This window comes from Streptomyces sp. 5-10, assembly GCF_014712245.1.
Lineage (GTDB): Bacteria > Actinomycetota > Actinomycetes > Streptomycetales > Streptomycetaceae > Streptomyces > Streptomyces violaceusniger.
The window spans coordinates 133,587-153,868 of sequence record NZ_JACVYG010000008.1; the positions used below are offsets into that span (position 1 = coordinate 133,587).

Consider the following 20,282-nt stretch of genomic DNA (forward strand, 5'->3'; position numbering starts at 1 on the left):
CCGCACGCCCATGAACTCCGCAACAGTAAGAAACCTGCTGGTGCGGGGCATGCTCGCCGGTCTTGGTGCCGGTGTGCTCGCCCTGATCGCCGCCTATTTCCTCGGTGAGCCGAACGTCGACCGCGCGATCGGCTTCGAGGAGGCCCACGCCCCCGCGCACGAGCACGAGGTCGAGATCGTCTCCCGTAGTCTGCAGTCCACCGCCGGTCTGGCCACCGGTGTGCTGATCTACGGGATCGCGTTCGGCGGCATCGCCGCCCTCGCCTACTGCGTCGCCCTCGGCCGCGTCGGCCGCTTCACCCCGCGGGCCACCGCGCTGCTGCTGTCCGGCTGTGCGCTGCTCGCGGTCTATGTCGTGCCGTTCCTGAAGTACCCGGCCAACCCGCCCGCCGTCGGCAACGGCGACACCATCGGCAAGCGGACGACGCTGTACTTCCTGATGATGGTGCTCAGCGTGCTCCTCGCGATCGCCGCCACCATCCTCGGCAAGCGGCTCGCCCCGAAGCTGGGCACCTGGTACGCGACCGTCGCCGCGGTTGCCGCCTTCGCCGTCGTCATCGGGCTGGCGTACGCCTTCCTGCCCGTCATCAACGAGGTACCGGCGGACTTCCCGGCCACCGTCCTGTGGCGGTTCCGGCTGTCCGCCCTCGCCATGCAGATCATCCTGTGGGGTGGCTTCGGCCTCCTCTTCGGCGAGCTCGCCGAGCGGATGCTGAACCCCAAGCCCGCGAAGGCCGAGGAGAGCAGGGCGATGGCGGCCGCCCCGAACTGACCATCTGTCCATGCCGAGACGCACGAGGGCCCGCGGAACCGTCCGCGGGCCCTCTCGCGTTGTGCGGGCACGTCCGCTCCCCTGAACCGCCTGTCGTCACGTTCGCGGGGGCGGGTGCCGCAGTCCGTTCTCCAGCAGCGCGAACGCGTGCTCCGCGTCGGCCACCGCACCCGCGTAGCGCTCGTCGGCCGGTTCCCCGTATGCCACGCGTTCGGCGTTGTCCTGTGCCAGTGACCACTGGACGGCGACGATCTGGACGGCGGCCAGCCGCGCGGTGAGCTCCGGGGTGTCCGCCGTCTCCCGCAGCGCCTGCGCGAGCGCGCGTTCGGCACCGGCCTTGAACCGCTCCATCCGGGCCACCAGCGAGGGTGTGTCGAGGATCATCCGGGTGAGCTTCAGGATCTGGGGATGGTCGTTGAGCCCGGTGACCGGGTCCCGTTCGCGCAGGCCCTTGAGGAAGTGCTCGCGCAGCGCGGTCAGCGGGGCGGTGCGGGGCGGGCGGGCCCGTACGACGCGGGCGCTTTCGGTCTCGTGGTCGGCGAGGCGGTGCACCACGAGGTCTTCCTTCGCCGGGAAGTAGGCGAAGAGCGTGCGCTTGGACACCTCGGCCGCCTCGGCCACCTGGGCCACCGAGACCTGGTTGAAGCCGTGTTCGAGGAAGAGCGTGATCGCCGCCTCGGAGATCGTGGCGTGGGTCCGCTGCTTCTTCCGCTCCCGTAGCCCTGGCTTGCCGTCCACGGCGCCCACCGTAGCAGAGCAATTGCCCCCAGGAGATTTCTGCACCTGGTATACATATAGACCGAGGCGAGGAATCGAGGAGGAGTGAGCGTGTCGACGGAGAAGACGGAGGAGACGGGGATGACGGAGGAGACGGGGATGACGGAGAGCACGACCGACGTCGTCATCGCGGGTGCCGGCCCGACCGGGCTGATGCTGGCGTACGAGCTGGCGCTGGCCGGGGCCCGGACCCTGGTCCTGGAGAAGCTGGACCAGCGCGTCGAGCAGGTGAAGGGCGGCGCGATCCAGCCCCGTACGGCCGAACTGCTGGAGTCGCGCGGGCTGTTGGAGCCCATGCTGCGGCGCGCCACCCCGCGTGACCCGGTCGGCGGGCACTTCGCGCTGCTGCCCGTGCCCTTGGACTGCACCCCCTGGCAGACCAGGCACAACGGCCCCATCGCCATCCCCCAGTGGAAGATCGAGGAGGTGCTGGAGGAGCGGGCGACCGCCGCGGGCGCGCGGATACGGCGCTCCACCGCCGTCTCGGAGGTCGAGGCGGACGAGGACGGCGTCGCCGTGACGGCGGACGGCCTGCGGGTGCGGGCGCGCTATCTGGTGGCGTGCGACGGCGGCCACAGCACGGTGCGCAAACTGCTCGAGCTGCCGTTTCCCGGGCGGGCCGGGACCCATCAGGCGGTGCTGACCGACATCCGGCTGACCGCGGTGTCCTCGCTGGTGCCGAAGCGGATGGGGCACATCAGCACTATGACCCGTCGTGTGGGCGACTACTGGGCCATGCTGGTCCCGGTCGGCGGTGACCTCTACCGCTTCACCTTCGGGCGCGCGGACCAGGCGGACACCGCCCGCGACGCCCCCGTCACCCGTGAGGAGATCGCCACCGCGCTGCGGGAGGTGTACGGCGAGGAGACCACCCTGGGGGCCGTGGAGAACGCCTCGCGCTTCAGCGATGCCACGCGACAGTTGGAGCGGTACCGCGTGGGCCGCGTGCTGTTCGCGGGCGACGCCGCCCACATCCATCCGCCGCTGGGCGGCCAGGGGCTCAACCTCGGTATGCAGGACGCGATCAACCTCGGCTGGAAACTGGCCGCGGTCGTCCAGGACCGGGCGCCGAGCGGGCTCCTGGACAGCTACCACGCCGAACGGCACCCGGTCGCGGCCCAGGTCCTGCATCACACGTCGGCCCAGCGGGTCCTGGCGGACACGAACCCGAGCGAGGACGTGGCCGCCCTGCGTGACATCGTCATCGACCTGCTGCGGCTGCCCGACGCCAACCGCCACCTCGCGGGACTGATGTCCGGCCTCTCGCTGCGCTACGAACTGCCCGGCGAGCATCCCCTCACCGGGCAGCGCGTGCCGGACGCCGACCTGGTCACGGAGGCCGGTGCCACCCGGCTGTCGGCGCTGTTCGGCACGGGCCACGCCGTTCTGCTCGATCTGGCCGGAGCCGTCCCGGACGGCCTCCGGCTCCCGCCACGCGTCGACCTCGTCCGGGCCACCTGCGCCGCCGACCTGGGCGCCGCCGCCCTGCTCATCCGCCCCGACGGCTATGTGTGCTGGGCGGCGGACACCTCGGCCGACCGCGGCGAGACCCTGCTCGCCACCATCGAGAGCGGGCTGACGACGGTGCGCTGAGCCGGGCGGTGCTCAGCCGTCCAGGGGAAGCAGGACGCGGAAGGTGGCGCCCTCGGCCGGGGCCGTGCGCACCTCCACCCGGCCGTGGTGGGCCGTCACCAGGGAGTGGACGATCGCGAGGCCGAGCCCCGCGCCTCCGCGTTCGGTGCGGCCGCGGGCGTCATCCGCGCGGTAGAAGCGGTCGAAGGCGCGGGCGGCCTGCTCCTCGGACATCCCCGGACCCTCGTCGTGCAGTTCCAGCACCGCCAGACCGCCCTGGGTGCCGACGCCGATCCGGACCGGAGTGCCGGGCGGGGTGTGCGCCACCGCGTTGCCGACGAGGTTGGAGGTCACCTGGCGCAGTCTCGCCTCGTCGCCGAGCACCGGCGCGCCACCCGGCGGCCCGCCGCCGGGGCCGGTGAGGGTGACGGGGCGCCGTGGATCGAGCGCGCGCAGGTCGTGCAGGGCGTCGACGGCCAGGGTGCGCAGATCCATCGGGGTGAGGTGCAGCGGGGGGTCCGCGGCGGCGGCGTCCTCGTCGAGGCGGGCGAGCAGCAGCAGGTCCTCGACCAGCCGGACCAGCCGTGCCGCCTCCCGCTCGATACGGCCCATCGCGGCGTCGACATCGGCGCGCTCGGGCATGCCGCCCATCCGGTACAGCTCGGTGAACCCCTTGACGCCGAAGAGCGGGGTGCGCAGCTCGTGGCTGGCGTCCGCGATGAAGCGGCGCATCCGCTCGGCGGCGGCCGCCCGCGCGGCGTCGCTCTCCTCGACCCGGTCCAGCATGCCGTTGAGCGCCCTGGCCAGACGGCCGAGCTCGGTGCGGGAGGCGGCCGGCTCCGGGACGCGGCTGGACAGGTCGCCGTCCGCGATGGCCGCCGCGGTGGTCTCGACCCGGCGCAGCGGGCGCAGCCCGGCGCGTACCGCGAACCACCCGGCCCCGCCGAGCAGCGCCAGCACCAGGGAGTCGATGAGCAGCATCCGGGCGCCGAGCTGTCTGATCGTCGCGTCGACCTGGGCGAGGGAGGCCGCGACGACGACGCTGCTGTGGGTGTGCTCGGCCTGTTTGTGTTGTTCCCCCGGCGCGTTGAGCGGTACGGCGATCACCCGCCAGGCCTCACCGCCGTCGGCGGCCGGGGCCTCGAAGGGCCGACCGCCGCGCTCGCCGACCGCCGCCGCGTCGAGCGGGGGCAGGGCGGGGGCGCTGTGTGCCGCGGGCCGGATGACCCGCCGGACACGGCCGTTCGGGCCGAGGGAGGCCAGATGGACATCGCCGGTCAGCTGCTGCTCCACGGCGTCGCGCGCCCGCGAGGTCCGATCGCCCGCCACGTCGGACGGGTCGGTGAGGCGCGCGGTGGCCGTGGCGGCGGTGCGGAGCCGAGTGTCCAGCTGACGCACCAGGTCGCGCTGGAGCAGGACGACGGCCAGGGCGTTGCTGCCGAGCAGGGCGACCACGAGCAGCAACAGGGCGATGGCCAGCAGCCGGCCGCGCAGCGAGAGCCGACCGCGCAGTGGGAACCGGCCGCGCAGTGAGAACCGGCCGCGCTCGGGGCTCTCGCTCACCGCGGCGGCCTGCGCAGCACATAGCCGGTGCCGCGCACCGTATGGATCAGCTTCGGTTCGCCCACATCCACCTTGCGCCGCAGATAGCTGATGTAGGAGGCGACGATGCTGTCGTCGCCCCCGAAGTCGTACTGCCAGACCAACTCCAGGAGTTGGGACTTCGACAGCACCTGCCCGGCGTTCTCCATCAGCACGCGCAGCAGGCCGAACTCGGTCGGGGACAGCCGCACCGGCTGCCCGTCCCGGGTCACCTGATGGCTGTCGGGGTCCAGCTCCAGATCGCCGACGACCAGGCGGCCGTCGGACTGGCGGCCGCTGACGCGGCGCAGAATGGCCCGGATGCGCAGGACCAGCTCCTCCAGGTTGAACGGCTTGGTGACGTAGTCGTCACCGCCCGCCCTGAGCCCGCTGATCCGGTCCTCGGGCGCATCGCGGGCGGTGAGGAACAGCACCGGGGGATGGCCCGCCGCGGCGAGCGGATGCTGCCCGCGCAGCCGACGGACGACCTCGAAGCCGTCGATGTCGGGCAGCATCACATCCAGCACGATCAGCTCGGGACGCCGCTCCCGCACCGCGGCCAGCGCCTGTTCGCCGGTCGCGACCGCGACCACGGCGAAGCCCGCCAGCCGCAGACTCGCGGAGAGCAACTCGCGCAGCGTCGGCTCGTCCTCCACCACCAGCAGCCGTTCCGATGCCGTCATCCGTCCCGCCCTCGCCCGATCGTCCGCCCCCTAGTGTCCCCCGCCTGTGCGGCGGTGGGTCCGCAGGAGGATGACGACGACCACGGCGGCGGCGAGGAACGCGCCGGTGGCCATGGCGATGTAACTGTGCACGCCCAGCGCCGAGTTCACCGTCTCCCCGTCGACAACCGTATGGGTGGACTTGAGGACGGCCGAACCCATGAACTTGAGGATCACCGCCCCGGTCGCCACCATCACCATGACCATGCTGGACACCACGCCCTGTCGTTCCGGGGGCGCGAGCGTCGCCGCCATGTTGAAGCCGGAGGTCACGAGCGTTCCCGCGGTGAGGCTCAGCAGGAAGGAGCAGATGACCGCGAGAGGGAGCACGGAGTCCCCGAAGAACATCCCGATGGTTCCCACCGCCCCGATCGCCACTCCGCCCGCCAGTGCCACGGCCGGGCCGACGCGGGTGCTGAGCACCCCGGCCAGGGTGCCGCCGAGCACGATGCCGATCGCCGGTATGCCGTACAGCAGGCCCAGCGCTCCCGGGGCGGCGAGTCCGTACCCGAGGTCCTGATCCGCCGAGACCTTGGCGATCAGGCCGAAGAGCGTGAGCATGCTCTGGTAAGCGCCGGTTCCGAAGACGACCACGAGGAGCGTGAGCACCAGCGGCCTGCCGAGGTTCCTGATGTCGATCACGGGCTCGGGAATCCGGCTCGCCACCAGGAACCACCGGGCCAGTGCCGCGCCGCCGCCGATGAGGAGCGCGAGCGGGCCCACGGCGAACCAGCCGAACTCCGACCCGAGGCTGACATAGCTGAGCACCGCCGCCAGCCCGCCACCGAGGAGTACGGCCCCCGCGATGTCGACCTTGCCCGGTGTCCTGATCGTGGACTGGGGAACGAGCCGGTGCACCAGCACCGCCGCGATGGCCGCGAAGATCGCCGATGCCACGAACACACTCCGCCAGCCGAACTCCGCGGCCGTCAACTCGAAGAGGGCGGGCATCACGATGCTGAGGAGCGCGGAGCCGGAGGTCACGACGCCCGTGACGACCATCGCCACGTCCGGTGCGCACATGTCACGGATGAGGGCGACCGTGAGGAACACGGCTCCCACGGCCGCTCCCTGGAGCAGGCGCCCGAAGATGAACACCCAGAGGTTCGGGGCGACGAGACACACCAGGGCGCCCGCCAAGGCGGTGAGCAACGTCGCCACCAGCACTCTGCGCTTGCCGTGGATATCGGCGCTCTTCCCGAGCAGCGGCGCCCACATCGCTCCCGCCAGCAGCGAGCTGGCGTCGATCCACGCCGACTGATCGGTGCCGAAGTGGTCGAGCATCTCGGGAAGGACGAGGAGCGGTGCGGTGACGACGGTGTCCACCATGGTGTTCACCAGAATCAGGATGGCCACCTGGCCGATGAGCCGTCTGTTCCACCTCGTGTGGTGTTCGCTGCTGAGCGGTCCGGTGCCGGTGCTTTTGCTGATGCCGGTGCTGGTGCCGGTGCTCGTGCTGGCGCTGCCAATGCTGCCGTTGGGCATGAAGCGCTCTTCCTCCTGTCCCTCTGGACCTGGTTGCGGTCGCCCCGACGTCGTCGTGGCGCGTCGCATCACCGTGATCCGCTGTTCTGGGACAGCCCTGTACGAGTCTGGGTGCCGCATGAGAACCGGGAGTCCGGCTCCGGGGAAACCGGCAGGCCGCGGCAGCCGACCGGCCGGTGATTCCCAGAAACTCCCAGAAAGCGGCTGCCCGCGAGGACGACACGCGAAGCGCTTACCCCACCTCGTCGGCGATCCGGTGTCGCAGATGGTCGTAGGCCCAGGCGGCGAGGGTGGTCGGGGTGGTGGTCCGGAGGGTGCGGCGCTGCTCGGGCACGAAGTCCTCGCGTAGCCCGGTCGACATGCCGATCACGGCCTCGACCAGGCTCTCGGCCATACCCGCCCGGCGGAGTCGCGCGCGCATGGCGTCGTCGGTGATCCGCTCGACGCCGATCCGCCGGCCGGTGGCGGCGGTGAGGATGTCGCCGACCTGTCGCCAGGTGAGGTCGGCGGGCCCGTGAACGGCCTGGACGCACCGTCCGGACCAGGCGGGGGACAGCAGACGGGTGGCGGCGACCTCGGCGATGTCGCGCGGCGCCACCCAGGCCATGGGCAGGTCGAGCGGCAGGATCACCTGGAGGGTGCCGGCGCGCAGGGCTTCGAGCTCGAATGCGAGATTGCTGAAGAAGTAGCCGCAGCGCAGATGGGTGACGTCGACGCCGGTGCCGTCCAGCGCGATCTCGGTCTCCACCAGGCCGTCGATATCACCGGCACCGTGGCGCTTCTCGGCGCCGACGCTGCTTTGGAACACGACGCGGCCGATCCCGTTCTCGGTGACGGCGCGCACCACGCTGCTGGTGGCGCGCGCGTATTCGGCGAGGGGATCCCCGTGGCCGCTGGTCGGGTTCACCCAGAACAGGGCGTCGATATCGCGGGTGGCGGCCACCACCGCGTCGGCGTCGTACTGGTCGACCGGCACCGCGTCCACCTCGTCCCGGAGGCCGGGCGCCAGCCGCCCGGGGTCGCGCAGCAGGACGCGCGGCCGGACCCCGGCGCGGACGAGCGTGGCGACGACGTGGCGGCCGACGTTTCCGGTCGGCGTGGTGACGGCGATCCGCATGGTTGCTCCCTTTCATCGATGGCTCGGTGGCTCGGTGGCTCGGTGGCACCTTAGGAACCGAGGCGGCCGGAAGCTGTCCTCCTCTCCTGGAAGGCTGGGGGAATGGAGCGCGATCCGACGATCAGGACCTTGACCATGCTGACGCTGCTGCAGTCAGGCGGCGAGTGGACGGCCACCGAGCTGGCCGAACGCCTCGGCACGAGCGTCCGCACCGTGCGCCGCGACGCCCAGCGGCTGCGCCGTCTCGGGTACGCCGTCGAGGCCCGCCCGGGACCGGGCAGCGCCTACCGGCTGAGCCCCGGGACCAGGATTCCGCCGCTGCTGTTCACCGCCGACGAGATCACCGCGCTGGTGGCCGGGCTGCATCTGATCCGCGCCTTCCTCCCCGAGGAGGCGGTCGCCTCGAGCGCGCTGCTCAAGCTGGACCAGGTGCTGCCCCGGCCGCTGCGCCGCCGCGCGGCCGCCACCGACCTGGCCACCGAGGTGCTGCAGCAGCCCGGCGCCGTGGTCTCGGCGGCGACCGTCGGTGTGATCGCCGACGCGGTGGCCGAGGACGGCAGACTCCGCTTCCACTACACCGATCAGCACGGCCGCCCCTCCATCCGCCTGGTCGAGCCGTACCGCCACTTCCTGCGCGCCGGACACTGGTACCTGGTGGCGTTCGACGTCGACCGGGACGACTGGCGCACCTTCCGCCTCGACCGGATCACCGACATCTCCCGCGTGCCGGGCACCTACCGGCCGCACGCGTTCCCCGATGAGTCCATCGAACACTGGCTGACCACCGACTTCGGCCGGGCCACTCACGGCGTGGCGTGACGTTCCGGGACCTCTGAGCCCCGCTGGAAGGTCCGCCGGTAGGCGGAGGGCGTGGTGCCGAGGGTGTCGCGGAAGCGGGCACGGAGGTTGGTGCTGGTACCGAGGCCGCTCTGGGCGGCGATCCGCTCGATGCCGAGGTCGGTGACTTCCAGGAGTTCGCGGGCGTGGTTGACGCGGGCGGTGAGCAGCCACTGGCGCGGGGTGATGCCGGTCTCCTGGCGCCACATGCGGACCAGGGTGCGGGTGGAGACGCGGGCGTGGCGGGCGAGGGCCTCCAGCGTGAGGGGTTCGTCGAGATGGCTCAGGGCCCAGTCGCGGGTGTCGGCGAGGGTGTGCGCGGTGGGCTCGGGCAGGGACCGGGCGATGTACTGGGCCTGGCCGCCATCGCGGTGCGGCGCGGCCACCAGTTCGCGGGCGATGTCGTTGGCGACGGCGGCGCCGAGGTCCTTGCGGACGATGTGGAGACACAGGTCGATGCCCGCGGTCACACCCGCGGAGGTCAGCAGCGGATCGTCGTCGATGTAGAGGACACCGCGGTCCACCCGGACCCGGGGGTAGAGCGTTTCGAGCTCGTCGGCGCTGGCCCAGTGCGTGGTCACCGTACGGCCGTCGAGCAGCCCGGCCGCGGCGAGTGCGAAGGCGCCGGTGCAGATGGAGGCGATACGGGCGCCTCGGCTGAAGGCGAGCTTCAGGGCCGCCGCCACCTCGGGCGCCGGTGGCCGCTGATACTCCCAGTAGCCGGGCACGATGATCGTGTCCGCCTGCGCCAGGGCGGGCAGCCCGGCGGTGTCCCCGACCGTGAACCCGGTGCTGGTCATGACGCTGCCACGGGCTCCGCCACACACCGTGAGTTCGTACGGCGTGTTGGGCCGTGCGTTGAAGATCTGCGTCGGGATGCCGAGGTCGATGGGGAGGACCCGGGGCAGCACCAGGACCGCGACGCGATGAGGGGCCATGGCTCTTATGTTACGGCCGTAACTTTCCCGCCAGACGGACAGCCGGGCGGAGACCTGGGGCGACCACCGGTGACCGTGTCCCGAAAGTTGCGAAGGGTGGCACACGAGCGTGTGGTCGATCGAGAAGGGCTGGCCGACGATCGAGCCATGAGCAGCGTGAACACCACGAAAACCCCCATCGGCCGCTACTTCGACGTCAAGGGCGGCCGGGTCTACGGCCACGTTCGCGAGGGTGACGGACCGGCCCTGGTCTTCCTCCACTACTGGGGCGGCTCCCACCGCACCTGGCGGCCGGTCATCGAGCGCCTCAGCCCCACGCAGGCGTTCGTCTCGTACGACCACCGCGGCTGGGGCGAGTCCACCGAGGTGCCCGGCCCCTACGGCATCGAGCAGCTCGCCGACGACGCCGAGCGCGTCATCGAGCAACTGGGCCATGGCACATGCGTGGTGGTGGGCCACTCGATGGGTGGAAAGGTGGCCCAGGTGCTGGCCTCCCGCCGCTCTGCCGGACTGAAGGGCGTGGTGCTCGTCGCACCCGCTCCGCCGGCTCCGGTCGGTGTGACGCGGGAGTTCCAGGAGGCGCTGGCGCATGCCTACGACAACGACGAGGCCATCGACCGCAGCATCGATCTCGTCCTCACCAGCGCCGAGCTGTCCGCCGAGGCGCGCCGCCAGGTGCACGAGGACAGCTCCCGGGCGGGCGAGGCGGCCCGTATGGCGTGGCCGCGCGAGGCGCTGGTCGAGGACTTCGCGGACCGGGTCGGTGCGATCGACGTTCCCGTACTGGTGCTGGCCGGAAGCGAGGACAAGGTGGACCCGCCGCACGTCCTGCGCGACCACCTGCTTCCGCTGATCCCCACGGCCACCCTCACCGAGCTCGGCGGCACCGGCCACCTGTCGCCCCTGGAAGTGCCCGACCAGGTCGCCTCCCACATCAGCGCGTTCATCGCCCGTCTCTAGAGGGCCGCTACCGGTCGTCCGGCTCCAGAGGCCGCCCGGTACCGAAAGGCCGCGGCCCCGCCCCGGTCGCCAGGTCCCCCACGCGCCGCGCCACGGGCGACGCGCCACGTTGACCGGGGCGGTGCCGCTCGGTTATCCACGGGGCAAGGACCCTTTATCGAGAGGACACCCACCCTTGTCCGACATCCACGACGGCGGCGCCGTGCCCGGCTTCGGCATCGACGCGATCCACGAGGCCGCGCGGCGCCTGGCCGGCCATGTGGTCAGGACGCCGCTGCTCAACTCCCCGATGCTGGACGACCTCGTGGGCGCCCGCGTCCTGGTCAAGGCCGAATGCCTCCAGCTGACCGGCTCGTTCAAGGTGCGCGGGGCGCTCAACGCGCTGCTCGCCCTGGACGAGGACGCCCGCCGTGCCGGGATCGTGGCCTACTCCGCCGGTAACCACGGGCAGGGCGTGGCCGCCGCGGCGCGGCTCGCCGGGTGTCCAGCGGTCATCGTCATGCCGCGCACCGCCCCCCGCATCAAGGTCGACAACTGCCGCTGGTGGGGCGCCGAGACGGTCCTGTACGACCCGGGGACCGAGGACCGGGAAGAGGTCGCGCGGAAGATCCTCGAGGAGCGCGGGATGACGCTGATCCCGCCCTTCGACGACCCCCGCGTCATGGCCGGGCAGGGCACCGTCGGCCTGGAGATCGCCGAGCAGGCGCGCGAGCTGGGCCTGGCACCGGACACGGTCCTGGTGAACTGCAGTGGCGGCGGGCTCGCCTCCGGTGTGATCACCGCGCTCGACGACGCGTTCCCCGGCCTGGCGAACCACATCGTCGAACCGGCGGGCTTCGACAAGATGGCCAGGTCCCTCGCCACCGGCCGCGTGTGCGCCAACCCCCACCCGCCGGACGGCCTCATGGACGCCCTCTCCGGCCCGGCGGCCGGTGCGCGCCCCCTGGCCGTCCTGCGCCACTACGACGTGACCGGCCTGACCGCCACCGACGAGGAGGCGCTGGCCGCCATGGACACGGCCCACCGCCTCCTCAAGATCGTGCTCGAGCCGGGCGCCGCCGCCTCCCTGGCGGCCCTGCTGTCCGGGAAGGTGGACGTCCGGGGCAAGGTCGTGGCGCTCGTGGCCTCGGGCGGCAACGTCGATCCGGCGGTCTTCCGCAGGGCCCTGGCGGACTGAAACCGCCCCAGCCGAGGAGCGCTACGCCGACGACGCGCCGGATGACGGACGCGCGTGCCGCCTGCCCCGGACGTCGAGGGCCGTCGAGAGCCGTCGACGTCCGGGGCGCGGGGGCGCCCTGCCTCAGGCGCTGGGGACGAGGGAGTCGTCCTCGGGGTGGGCGCCGGGGAGCTGGTGGCGGGCGGCGATCAGGGCGGCGTCGATGTCCCGGGTGCCGGTGACGACGCACAGCGTGTACGAGACGTCGGCGAGCCGCTGCCGCGCCTCGGGGCTGCCGTTCTCGGCGTGCAGCATGCGAAGGGTCTCGTACTGCTGGATGAGGTCGGTCAGAACGGCGGGGTGGGCCATGAGCATGGCAGGCTCCTTCTTCTCCGGGGCGGGGGCGGGGGCGGGGCGTTGCTACGCGGGGGCCGGGATCCGGTCGGGCCGGGGCTCGGTCTCCACCTGGTCGCGGATCCGGGCGCAGCTGCGGGAGATGAGGCGGGAGACGTGCATCTGGGAGATGCCCAGCTCCTCGGCGATGCCGGCCTGGGTCATATCGCGGAAGAACCGCAGATACAGGATGTGCTGCTCCCGCTCCGGGAGCCGGTTCAGGCAGGGCTTGACCGCTTCCCGGGCGATGACGGTGTCGTAGCGGGTCTCGGAGCGGCCGAGGGTGTCGGCCAGGGAGTAGCCGTCGTCCGCGCCGGCGAGTTCGGCGTCCAGGGACAGGGAGCGGAAGCTGTCGATGGCTTCCATCCCGGTGAGGACGTCCTCTTCGCTCATGCCGGCGGCCCGGGCGACCTGGGACACGGTGGGGGAGCGGTCGGTGCCCTCGGCCGCGGCGAGGTCCTGAACGGTGGCGCGGACCCTGTTGCGCAGCTCCTGCACCCGCCGGGGGACGTGGAGGTCCCAGGCACAGTCGCGGAAGTACCGCTTGAGCTCCCCGACGATCGTGGGGATGGCGTAGGGCTGAAAGGCGCCTCCGCGTTGGGGGTCGTAACGGTCGACGGCCTTGACCAGGCCGAGGGCGGCGACCTGCTCCAGGTCCTCCAGGTTCTCCCCGCGGTTGCGGTAGCGGCGGGCGAGGCGGTGGGCCATCGGCAGCCATGCCTCGACCAGCTTCTCGGCCAGGGCGTCCCGCTCGGGTCCCTTGGGCAGGGCGGCCAGCCGAGCGAAGTCGGCCGCGGTGTCAGGAGTGTCGTCGTGGCGGCGGCGGGCGCCTGCACACGTGGCGCTCATCAAGTCCTCTTTCTCCCTGCTTGGTTCGTTAGTCGAGCAAGCGGGAGGACGGCATGGCACGTCTGGGGTTCACAGCGCGCGGCGCGCGCCTCCCGCCAGGTGTGCCTGCCTTCCGAAGCACGTTGGTCACTCACTCTTCTAGCCAGGGCCACGGACCCCAAACCGATGAATTCATGAATTCTGGTTCGTGTTCGCTTCTCTCGGAACTGCCGCTGGTCACGGCGACCGGGCGCGGAGTGACGTCGGCCACGCCGGGTTTACGGTCGCGTCAAGTGCCCATGACGCGACGCCAGATGGCGACGGTGGTCGCGGTCGCGGCGGGGTAGTCCTTCTCGGGGGAGCAGGCGGCGCGGTAGAAGGTCCGTTCCGTCAGCCAGCACAGTGCGTGGGCCAGGGCGGCGGCTCCCTCGGGGCCGCTCTCGTCGGGGATCCCCGCCCGCGTCAGCACCTGGGTCATGGTCCGGGCGAAGGCATCGACCGTGTCGTTCCAGGCGGTTCCGATCACCGGGTGCAGCGCGGAGTAGTCCACCGCCGCCCGCATGACCGTGCCGTGCTCGCGCCAGACCCGCTCCACGCCGTGGACGGCCCGCTCCATCACCTCGACGGGTGGGGACGTCGCGTCCTGCGCCGTGCTGTCGGCCTCGGCCCGGATGGTGCGCAGGGTGCGCTCGACGAGGGCGGCGAGGACTTCCTGCTTGTTGCCGAAGTAGAAGTAGAGGGAGCCGCGGGAGATCCCGGCGCCTTTGGCGATCGCCTCGACCGTGAGCTCCTCGAGGCCGGTGTGCTCGAGCAGCGCTTCGGCGGCGTCCAGGAGGGCCTGCTCGCGCAGGTCTCCCTTTCTCGGGGCGGCACTGCGCCTTCCCACGGTGATCTCCCCTGATCGACTCTTGCGAGCACTGTACTTCCGGTGGACGGGGGCAAGGGCCACGCCTGGGCCTTTGCCCCGTCCGGCGGCTCTTGTCCCCGTCCGGCGGCGGGTTCACGCGCTGGCGATCTGCGCCCCGTCGGGGAAGTCCGTCGTCCGGGACAGCTTCTCCCAGCCGCGGATGTCGTCGTCCACCGCCTGCCGGGCCGCCGCGACCAGGCGCAGCGCGTCCGACCCCAGCACCAGGTGGGCGGGGGGCTCGGGGACGTCGAGGATGTGCAGCAGCGCCTCGGCGGCCTTCCGCGGGTCGCCGAGCTGTTTGCCGCTGGCCGCCATCCGTGCCTCGCGGATCGGCGTGAACAACGCGTCGTAGTCGGCGATCGTGCGCTCCGCGCGGGTCATCGACCGGCCGGCCCAGTCCGTACGGAACGAGCCGGGCTCGATGGCCGTGACATGGATGCCGAACGCGGTGACCTCCTTACGGATGCTCTCGAGCATGCCCTCCAGTGCGAACTTGCTGCCGCAGTAGGCCGACATCCCCGGCACCGCCATCAGACCGCCCATGGAGGTCACCGCCATCAGATGGCCCGCGCGGCGCTTGCGCATATGGGGGAGGACGGCCTGCAAGGTCGCCGCGGCTCCGAACACATTGGTCTCGAACTGCGCCCGGACCGCCGACAGCGGTGTCTCCTCGAAGATCCCCTCCAGGCCGTACCCGGCGTTGGCGATGGCCACGTCGAGCGGGCCGACGGCCGCCTCGACCTCGTCGACCACGGCGCGTACGGCCATGTCATCGGTGACATCCAGCCGACGCGCATGGGCCCGTCCCGGTGCCAGGGCCTCGAACACCTCCCGGTCGGCTTCCCGGCGCACGGTGCCGACCACCGTGTGCCCCGCATCGAGCGCCCCCTCGGCGAACGCCCGGCCGAGCCCACTGCTCACGCCGGTGATCAGGAAGGTCTTCATTTCCGCTCACATCCCTTGGCCGCGGCAGCCGCGCCGCGCATAGGCTCCCGTCTCTCTCCTTCACAAATCTACACCACGTCGATTTTTTTCGTCGTGACGTAGATCGGCTGCCGTCACTCCCGGTGTCTCAGGCGGCGACCGTGGCTTGAGACACCAAAAGGTGTCCATTGACAGCGGCTCCCGTGGTCACGACCATAGGGGTATGCATTCGACGCATCCGGGCGTGCTCTGCCGCTACGTGGACTATCTGCGCACCTCCAGCGCCCTCTGTCGCTGACCTGACCGGACGGTCGCACCCCCTCCGGAGGCCCGGCACCCGTAGCCGACCGCCTCCTGCCACCGGCCCGGCCCGGAATTCCTCTCCCTCACCACCGTGCGTTCCGTACGCGCATGTGCGGTGTTCGTGTGCGCGGCGCGGCCTCCGCCGCCCCTGCCGCGCCCAACTCGCCCGCCCCGAAAGGCAATTGAGCCATGCCCGCATCCGCCCCGTCGCCCGCGTCGTCGGTCGAGTTCATCGGCATGATCGAGACCCAGGAGGTCTCCGAGACCCGGCCCGCCACCGGTCCGGCCATCGACCCGGAGTACACCACCCGCTTCGCCCGCGCCCACGAGGACGCGGGCTTCGACCGGATCCTCATCGGCTACAGCTCCCGCCGGCCCGACGGAACCCAGGTGGCCGCGCACGTGGCGGCCCGTACCGAGCGGATCGGCCTGCTCATCGCCCACCGCCCCGGTTTCGTCGCCCCCACCCTCGCCGCGCGCAGCTTCGCCACCCTCGACCAGTTCACCGGCGGGCGCGTGGCCGTGCACACCATCACCGGTGGCAACGACGCGGAGCAGCGCAAGGACGGCGACTACCTGGGCAAGGAGGAGCGCTACGGCCGCACCGACGAGTACCTGGGCATCCTGCGGCGTGCCTGGTCCTCCGCCGAGCCGTTCAGCCACGAGGGCCGCCACTACCGGTTCGAGGACTACTCCGCCCAGGTCCTGCCGCACCGGGCCACCGGCATCCCGCTGTACTTCGGCGGCTCCTCCGAGGCCGCCTACCGGGTGGGCGGCAAGCACGCCGACACCTTCGCGCTGTGGGGCGAACCGCTCGCGGAGACCGCCGAGCAGATCGCCTCCGTACGCGCCGCCGCGGCAGCCGCCGGACGTGCCGAGGCGCCCGGGATCAGCGTGTCCTTCCGCCCGATCCTGGCCGCCACCGAGGAACTGGCCTGGGAACGGGCCCACCGCATCCTGGACACCATCAGGACCGGGACCGGACGCCCGTTCTTCCACCAGCAGAACGGCGAGCGCGCACCCCAGAACGCCGGATCCCAGCGGCTCCTCGCGGCCGCCGCCAAGGCCGACCGCCACGACCGGGCGCTGTGGACCCCCACCGCCACCGCGACCGGCGCGGGCGGCAACACCACCGCCCTCGTCGGCACCCCCGAGACGGTCGCCCAGGCGCTGCTGGACTATGTGGACATCGGCGCCACCACCCTCCTCATCCGTGGCTACGACCCGCTCGACGACGCCATCGACTACGGCCGCCATCTGATCCCCCTCGTACGCCAGGAACTCGCCCACCGCGCCGCCACCGCGGCGCCCGCCCTGTCCGGGTGAAACGCTCCGCGACAATGGAACGGCAATGGTGTGCGGCGGAGTACGCCGCGGACGCTGGAGGAATCCTGTGCCGCTGACCTCGAAACCCCTGCGCAAGCTGGGATTCTTGACCATTGGGCTGTTCGACGAGGCCGACCCCCGCCGGGGCCATGAGTCGACACTCGAGATCATCGAACTGGGCGAACGGCTGGGTTTCGACAGCGCCTGGGTGCGCCACCGCCATCTGCAATACGGCATCTCCTCTCCCATGGCCGTCCTCGCGGCGGTTTCGCAGCGCACCAGCCGCATCGAACTGGGCACGGCCGTCATCCCCATGGGATGGGAGAACCCGCTGCGGCTGGCCGAGGACCTGGCGACGGTCGACATCCTGTCCGGGGGCCGTCTCAACCCGGGGGTCAGCGCCGGTCCGCCGCACCACTACGACCAGGTCAAGGGCGCGCTCCACCCGGACACCGCCGACGCCGAGGACTTCAGCCACGAGCGTGTGCGACGGCTGCTGGACTGCGTACGCGGCGAACCGGTCACCGACTTCAGCGGTGTCGAGGGCTTCGAGGTGTTCTCCGACCGCGTCCAGCCGCACGCCCCGGGGCTCGGCCGCCGCATGTGGTACGGCGGCGGCAGCCTGCGGTCGGCCCAGTGGGCCGGTGAACACGGAATGAACCTGCTCACCAGCAGTGTGGTGAAGGCGGAGGAGTCCGAGGACTTCGCCGAGATCCAGCTCTCGCACATCCGGACCTTCCGCGCCCACCACCCCGACGGCGACCGGGCCCGGGTCTCCCAGGGGCTCGTCGTCATCCCCACCGACACCGCCTCACCGGAGCAGCGCGCGAAGTACGAGCGGTACGCCCAGCAGCGGCTGCCGCGTACCGCCACGCCCCAGGGGCCCGCACGCATGATGTTCGCGCCCGACCTCGTCGGCACCTCGGAGGACATCGCCGAACGGCTGACCTCCCACGCCGCGTTCCGGGAGGTCGAGGAGGTGGCGTTCGCGCTGCCCTTCACCTTCGACCACGAGGACTACGTGCAGATCCTCACCGACATCGCCACCAGGCTCGCCCCGGCACTGGGCTGGCGGCCGGCCCCGTGAACGACGGGATCACCAGAGCGACAGCGAGCGGTCGAAGATCCCGGCGAGGTCGTCCTCGGTGACCTCGCGCGGGGCGGTGGCCAGCAGCCGCTGCTGCTTCATGGCGCCTTCCACCAGTGCGGGGATGTCGCCCTTGTCGTAACCGACACCGCCGATGCCGTCGGGCATGCCGATGTCGCGCATCAACCGCTGGATCGCGGTGGGCAGGTGCTCGGCCGGGTCGGCGGGGCGTGCCATGTCCGGGGCGAGGAGTTCCGCGGCCCGCAGATGCCGCTCGGGCCCGGCGCTGAAGGTGAAGCGGAACGCCTCGGGCGCGGTGAGCGAGACGGCCATCCCGTGCGGCACCATCGGCTCGTGCGCGGGGTAGCCGGCGGGGTGGAAGTCCTTCACCCGCCCGGCGATCGGGTACGCGTTGGCGTGCGGGATGTGCACGCCCGCGTTGCCGAAGCCGAGTCCGGCGAAGGTGGCCGCCAGAGCCATGTCGGAGCGCGCCTCGGGGTCGCCCCCGTCGCGGACCGCGGTACGGAAGGACCGCGCGAGCAGCTGCAGCGCCCTCTCCGACCACGCGTCGGAGAGGGGATTGGCGCCGCAGTACGGCACCCGCTGCTCGGGGCGTTTGCGCGGGTAGGTGTCGTACGGGCGGGCCGTGTAGCTCTCCAGCGCGTGGCACAGGATGTCCATGCCGCTGGCGGCGGTCACCCCGGCGGGCAGGGTGAAGGTCAGGTCCGGGTCGATGACCGCGAGCGTGGGCCGCAGCCGGGCGTGGCTGATGCCGGTCTTCACCTTGAGCTCCAGCACGTCGAGCACGCAGATGGTGGTGGACTCCGAGCCGGTTCCGGTGGTGGTGGGTACCGCGACCAGCGGTTTGAGCGGCTTCTCGGGTGCCAGCGCCCTGCCCACGGGCGCGTTGATGTAGTCCATCAGCGTGCCGGGGTTGGTGCTGAGCAGGTTGACGGCCTTGGCGGTGTCGATGCTGGAGCCGCCACCCACCGCGACGAAGGCGTCCCACGGGCCCGACGCCCGCGCGTGGTCGACCGCCTCCCGCAGGCTGACGTCGGTGGGCTCCACATGCACGCCGTCGAAGACATGGGCCTCGATGCCGAACGCGGTCATCCGTTCGGCGATGCGGTGTGGCGCGCCGGTGGCGGCCACCCCGGCGTCCGTGATCACGAGGACCCGGTGGACCCCGTGCTGGGAGAGGTCGAAACCGATCTCGTCGGATGCTCCCGGCCCGAACTTCAGCGCCGGGGCGCCGTAGGTGAACACGGACTCGGATCGGGCCGGAACGGTGCTGCTCATACGCGTCCCTCCTGGGGATCGGAGAAGGTCCCGGTGGCGCGGCGAGCCGGGCTCGGAGCACCGGCCGGGTCCGGACGATCAAGCGTAGAAGCCATCGGGGGCGAGCCGCATCGAGCGCGGCTGCTCGGCGCCGTGCGGGAATGGGACGGGACGACGTCGATGCCCGCCGCGATCACCGAGGCCGGCCGGTGCGGTCTTCGCCGAGCAGGGTTGCGCCGTCGACGTCCGCGAGATCGCCCGGCGCGGCGGCGTCGGCAGGGGCCCGCTCCACCGCCACTGACCGGCTTCTTCGAGCAGGCTCCCGCGCCGCCACGCACGAACCCGTCAAAATGCTTGCGGCAGCCTATGAGCCCCGGCCACGGGGCATGCTCCCCTCGCGTGGGCTGTTTCGGGACGGGTCCCGGAGGAGGGCGCGGATCCTGGTGGTGTGCGTGTCCGCGCGCGTGTCGAGAATCGCCCGAACCGAGGAGACCGCCGATGCCCCTCTCCGCCAGCCTCGCGCGCGGAGTCGCGCCCAGCACGCCCGGGATGCTGCACGCCCGCACCGTGACCGGCGACCTGAGCGCCCCGCCCCGGCCGGGGCTGACGGTCCGCTTCGGGCGGGGCGAGAAGCCGGACGTGGACCTGGGCGTCGGCGTGGACGACCTCCGGGTGAGCCGGCGGCACGGCGAGCTGACGTATCGCCAGGGGCAGTGGTGGCTGCGGAACACCGGGCGGCAGCTCGTCCGGCTGCCGCGCGGCACGATGATGCACCTCAGCACCGAGCCGATCCCGCTCGACACCGGCTACACCCCGCTCTTCGTCAAGGGCTCCGGCTACCGTGAGCACCTGGTCGAGCTGTATGTGGCGGGCCATGACGACCAGGGGCCGGTGTCGCGGCGGCGCGCCGAGACGCTTCGGCCGGAGATCTGGCCGCTCGACGACGACGAGCGGCTGCTGCTGGTCGTCCTCGGCCAGCGGTATCTGCTGTACGAGGAGGATCCGCGCCCCCTGACGTACGCCACGGCGGCCAAGCAGCTCACCTACCTCCGCCCGGGCGCGGGCTGGAACGAGCGCAAGATCGAGTACCGGGTCGAGGCCGTACGCCGCCGTCTGCACGGCACCGGCTTCAGATACCCGGTGATGCACGACAAGTCCCAGGGCCGCCCCGCCGACAACGGTCTGCTGCACAACCTGCTCAAGGGGCTGGTGGAGTCCACCACGCTGGTACCGCCCGATCTGGACCTCATCGAGGACGACGCCCTCTGGCCCGATCCCGCGCCCGAGGCGTAGCCCGGGCCGCTCCGCGCCGGCCGCCG

Annotated in this window: 19 protein-coding genes; 8 read left to right on the top strand and 11 right to left on the bottom strand. The window is 71.9% G+C overall.

The features are described 5' to 3' along the window. The first annotated feature begins 10 nt into the window (after window positions 1-10). Window positions 11-772 (top strand): CbtA family protein, encoded by a 762-nt coding sequence (locus IEJ02_RS13060; RefSeq protein ID WP_191064994.1) that lies wholly within the window; start codon window positions 11-13, stop codon window positions 770-772. Window positions 773-868: 96 nt separating this feature from the next. Here IEJ02_RS13060 and IEJ02_RS13065 read toward each other — a convergent pair whose 3' ends face one another. After that, complete coding sequence (locus IEJ02_RS13065) at window positions 869-1,510, bottom strand: TetR/AcrR family transcriptional regulator (RefSeq protein WP_191064995.1); 642 nt, start codon at window positions 1,508-1,510, stop codon at window positions 869-871. Window positions 1,511-1,630: 120 nt separating this feature from the next. Here IEJ02_RS13065 and IEJ02_RS13070 point away from each other — a divergent pair, with 120 nt between their 5' ends. After that, window positions 1,631-3,142 (top strand): FAD-dependent monooxygenase, encoded by a 1,512-nt coding sequence (locus IEJ02_RS13070; RefSeq protein ID WP_191065083.1) that lies wholly within the window; start codon window positions 1,631-1,633, stop codon window positions 3,140-3,142. Between the two features lie 12 nt (window positions 3,143-3,154). Here the strand turns inward: IEJ02_RS13070 and IEJ02_RS13075 are convergent, their stop codons facing one another. The 4 genes from IEJ02_RS13075 to IEJ02_RS13090 form a co-directional block, all read right to left on the bottom strand. Continuing rightward, complete coding sequence (locus IEJ02_RS13075; protein ID WP_317985786.1) at window positions 3,155-4,684, bottom strand: sensor histidine kinase; 1,530 nt, start codon at window positions 4,682-4,684, stop codon at window positions 3,155-3,157. Next, window positions 4,681-5,385, bottom strand: coding sequence for a response regulator transcription factor (locus tag IEJ02_RS13080; protein WP_191064996.1), 705 nt, complete (start codon window positions 5,383-5,385; stop codon window positions 4,681-4,683). The genes IEJ02_RS13075 and IEJ02_RS13080 overlap by 4 nt, the downstream gene beginning before the upstream one ends. Before the next feature lie 30 nt (window positions 5,386-5,415). Then, window positions 5,416-6,909: an MFS transporter gene (locus IEJ02_RS13085; RefSeq protein WP_223863733.1), complete on the bottom strand. Its 1,494-nt coding sequence runs from the start codon at window positions 6,907-6,909 to the stop codon at window positions 5,416-5,418. A 232-nt stretch (window positions 6,910-7,141) separates the two neighbouring features. Beyond that, window positions 7,142-8,026 carry an NAD(P)H-binding protein gene (locus tag IEJ02_RS13090; protein WP_191064997.1) on the bottom strand — a complete coding sequence of 295 codons (885 nt, stop codon included), beginning with the start codon at window positions 8,024-8,026 and terminating at the stop codon, window positions 7,142-7,144. 135 nt (window positions 8,027-8,161) lie between these two features. Here IEJ02_RS13090 and IEJ02_RS13095 point away from each other — a divergent pair, with 135 nt between their 5' ends. Next, a complete protein-coding gene (locus IEJ02_RS13095) occupies window positions 8,162-8,845 on the top strand; it encodes a helix-turn-helix transcriptional regulator (RefSeq protein WP_263407942.1) in 684 nt (227 codons plus the stop codon). On the opposite strand, the gene IEJ02_RS13100 is transcribed toward IEJ02_RS13095, so the two are convergent. Next, window positions 8,830-9,801 (bottom strand): GlxA family transcriptional regulator, encoded by a 972-nt coding sequence (locus tag IEJ02_RS13100; protein WP_191064999.1) that lies wholly within the window; start codon window positions 9,799-9,801, stop codon window positions 8,830-8,832. The genes IEJ02_RS13095 and IEJ02_RS13100 overlap by 16 nt on opposite strands. Window positions 9,802-9,948: 147 nt before the next feature. On the opposite strand from IEJ02_RS13100, the gene IEJ02_RS13105 reads away from it, so the two are divergent. Both IEJ02_RS13105 and IEJ02_RS13110 read left to right on the top strand, forming a co-directional pair. Further along, window positions 9,949-10,761 (top strand): alpha/beta fold hydrolase, encoded by an 813-nt coding sequence (locus IEJ02_RS13105; protein ID WP_191065000.1) that lies wholly within the window; start codon window positions 9,949-9,951, stop codon window positions 10,759-10,761. Window positions 10,762-10,936: 175 nt separating this feature from the next. Then, window positions 10,937-11,938: a threonine ammonia-lyase gene (locus IEJ02_RS13110; RefSeq protein ID WP_223863734.1), complete on the top strand. Its 1,002-nt coding sequence runs from the start codon at window positions 10,937-10,939 to the stop codon at window positions 11,936-11,938. A gap of 123 nt (window positions 11,939-12,061) precedes the next feature. Here IEJ02_RS13110 and IEJ02_RS13115 read toward each other — a convergent pair whose 3' ends face one another. The 4 genes from IEJ02_RS13115 to IEJ02_RS13130 form a co-directional block, all read right to left on the bottom strand. Further along, window positions 12,062-12,292 (bottom strand): DUF5133 domain-containing protein, encoded by a 231-nt coding sequence (locus tag IEJ02_RS13115; RefSeq protein WP_137976854.1) that lies wholly within the window; start codon window positions 12,290-12,292, stop codon window positions 12,062-12,064. Window positions 12,293-12,337: 45 nt separating this feature from the next. Continuing rightward, window positions 12,338-13,159, bottom strand: coding sequence for a SigB/SigF/SigG family RNA polymerase sigma factor (locus IEJ02_RS13120; protein ID WP_191065001.1), 822 nt, complete (start codon window positions 13,157-13,159; stop codon window positions 12,338-12,340). Between the two features lie 268 nt (window positions 13,160-13,427). After that, window positions 13,428-14,024 (bottom strand): TetR/AcrR family transcriptional regulator, encoded by a 597-nt coding sequence (locus tag IEJ02_RS13125; RefSeq protein WP_191065002.1) that lies wholly within the window; start codon window positions 14,022-14,024, stop codon window positions 13,428-13,430. Between the two features lie 114 nt (window positions 14,025-14,138). Next, window positions 14,139-14,990, bottom strand: a complete 852-nt coding sequence (locus tag IEJ02_RS13130) for an oxidoreductase (protein WP_191065003.1) — start codon at window positions 14,988-14,990, stop codon at window positions 14,139-14,141. 471 nt (window positions 14,991-15,461) lie between these two features. Between IEJ02_RS13130 and IEJ02_RS13135 the strand changes: the two genes are divergently transcribed. Together IEJ02_RS13135 and IEJ02_RS13140 are read left to right on the top strand one after the other, a co-directional pair. Then, on the top strand, window positions 15,462-16,598 hold the full coding sequence (locus IEJ02_RS13135) for an LLM class flavin-dependent oxidoreductase (protein ID WP_191065004.1): 1,137 nt from the start codon (window positions 15,462-15,464) through the stop codon (window positions 16,596-16,598). 67 nt (window positions 16,599-16,665) lie between these two features. Further along, window positions 16,666-17,685: an LLM class flavin-dependent oxidoreductase gene (locus IEJ02_RS13140; protein WP_191065005.1), complete on the top strand. Its 1,020-nt coding sequence runs from the start codon at window positions 16,666-16,668 to the stop codon at window positions 17,683-17,685. Between the two features lie 9 nt (window positions 17,686-17,694). On the opposite strand, the gene IEJ02_RS13145 is transcribed toward IEJ02_RS13140, so the two are convergent. Then, the gene (locus tag IEJ02_RS13145; RefSeq protein ID WP_191065006.1) at window positions 17,695-18,984 is read right to left on the bottom strand and encodes a hydroxyacid-oxoacid transhydrogenase; all 1,290 of its coding nucleotides are present in this window, start codon (window positions 18,982-18,984) and stop codon (window positions 17,695-17,697) included. A gap of 477 nt (window positions 18,985-19,461) precedes the next feature. On the opposite strand from IEJ02_RS13145, the gene IEJ02_RS13150 reads away from it, so the two are divergent. Further along, window positions 19,462-20,256, top strand: a complete 795-nt coding sequence (locus tag IEJ02_RS13150; protein ID WP_137976848.1) for an FHA domain-containing protein — start codon at window positions 19,462-19,464, stop codon at window positions 20,254-20,256. Window positions 20,257-20,282: the final 26 nt, after the last annotated feature.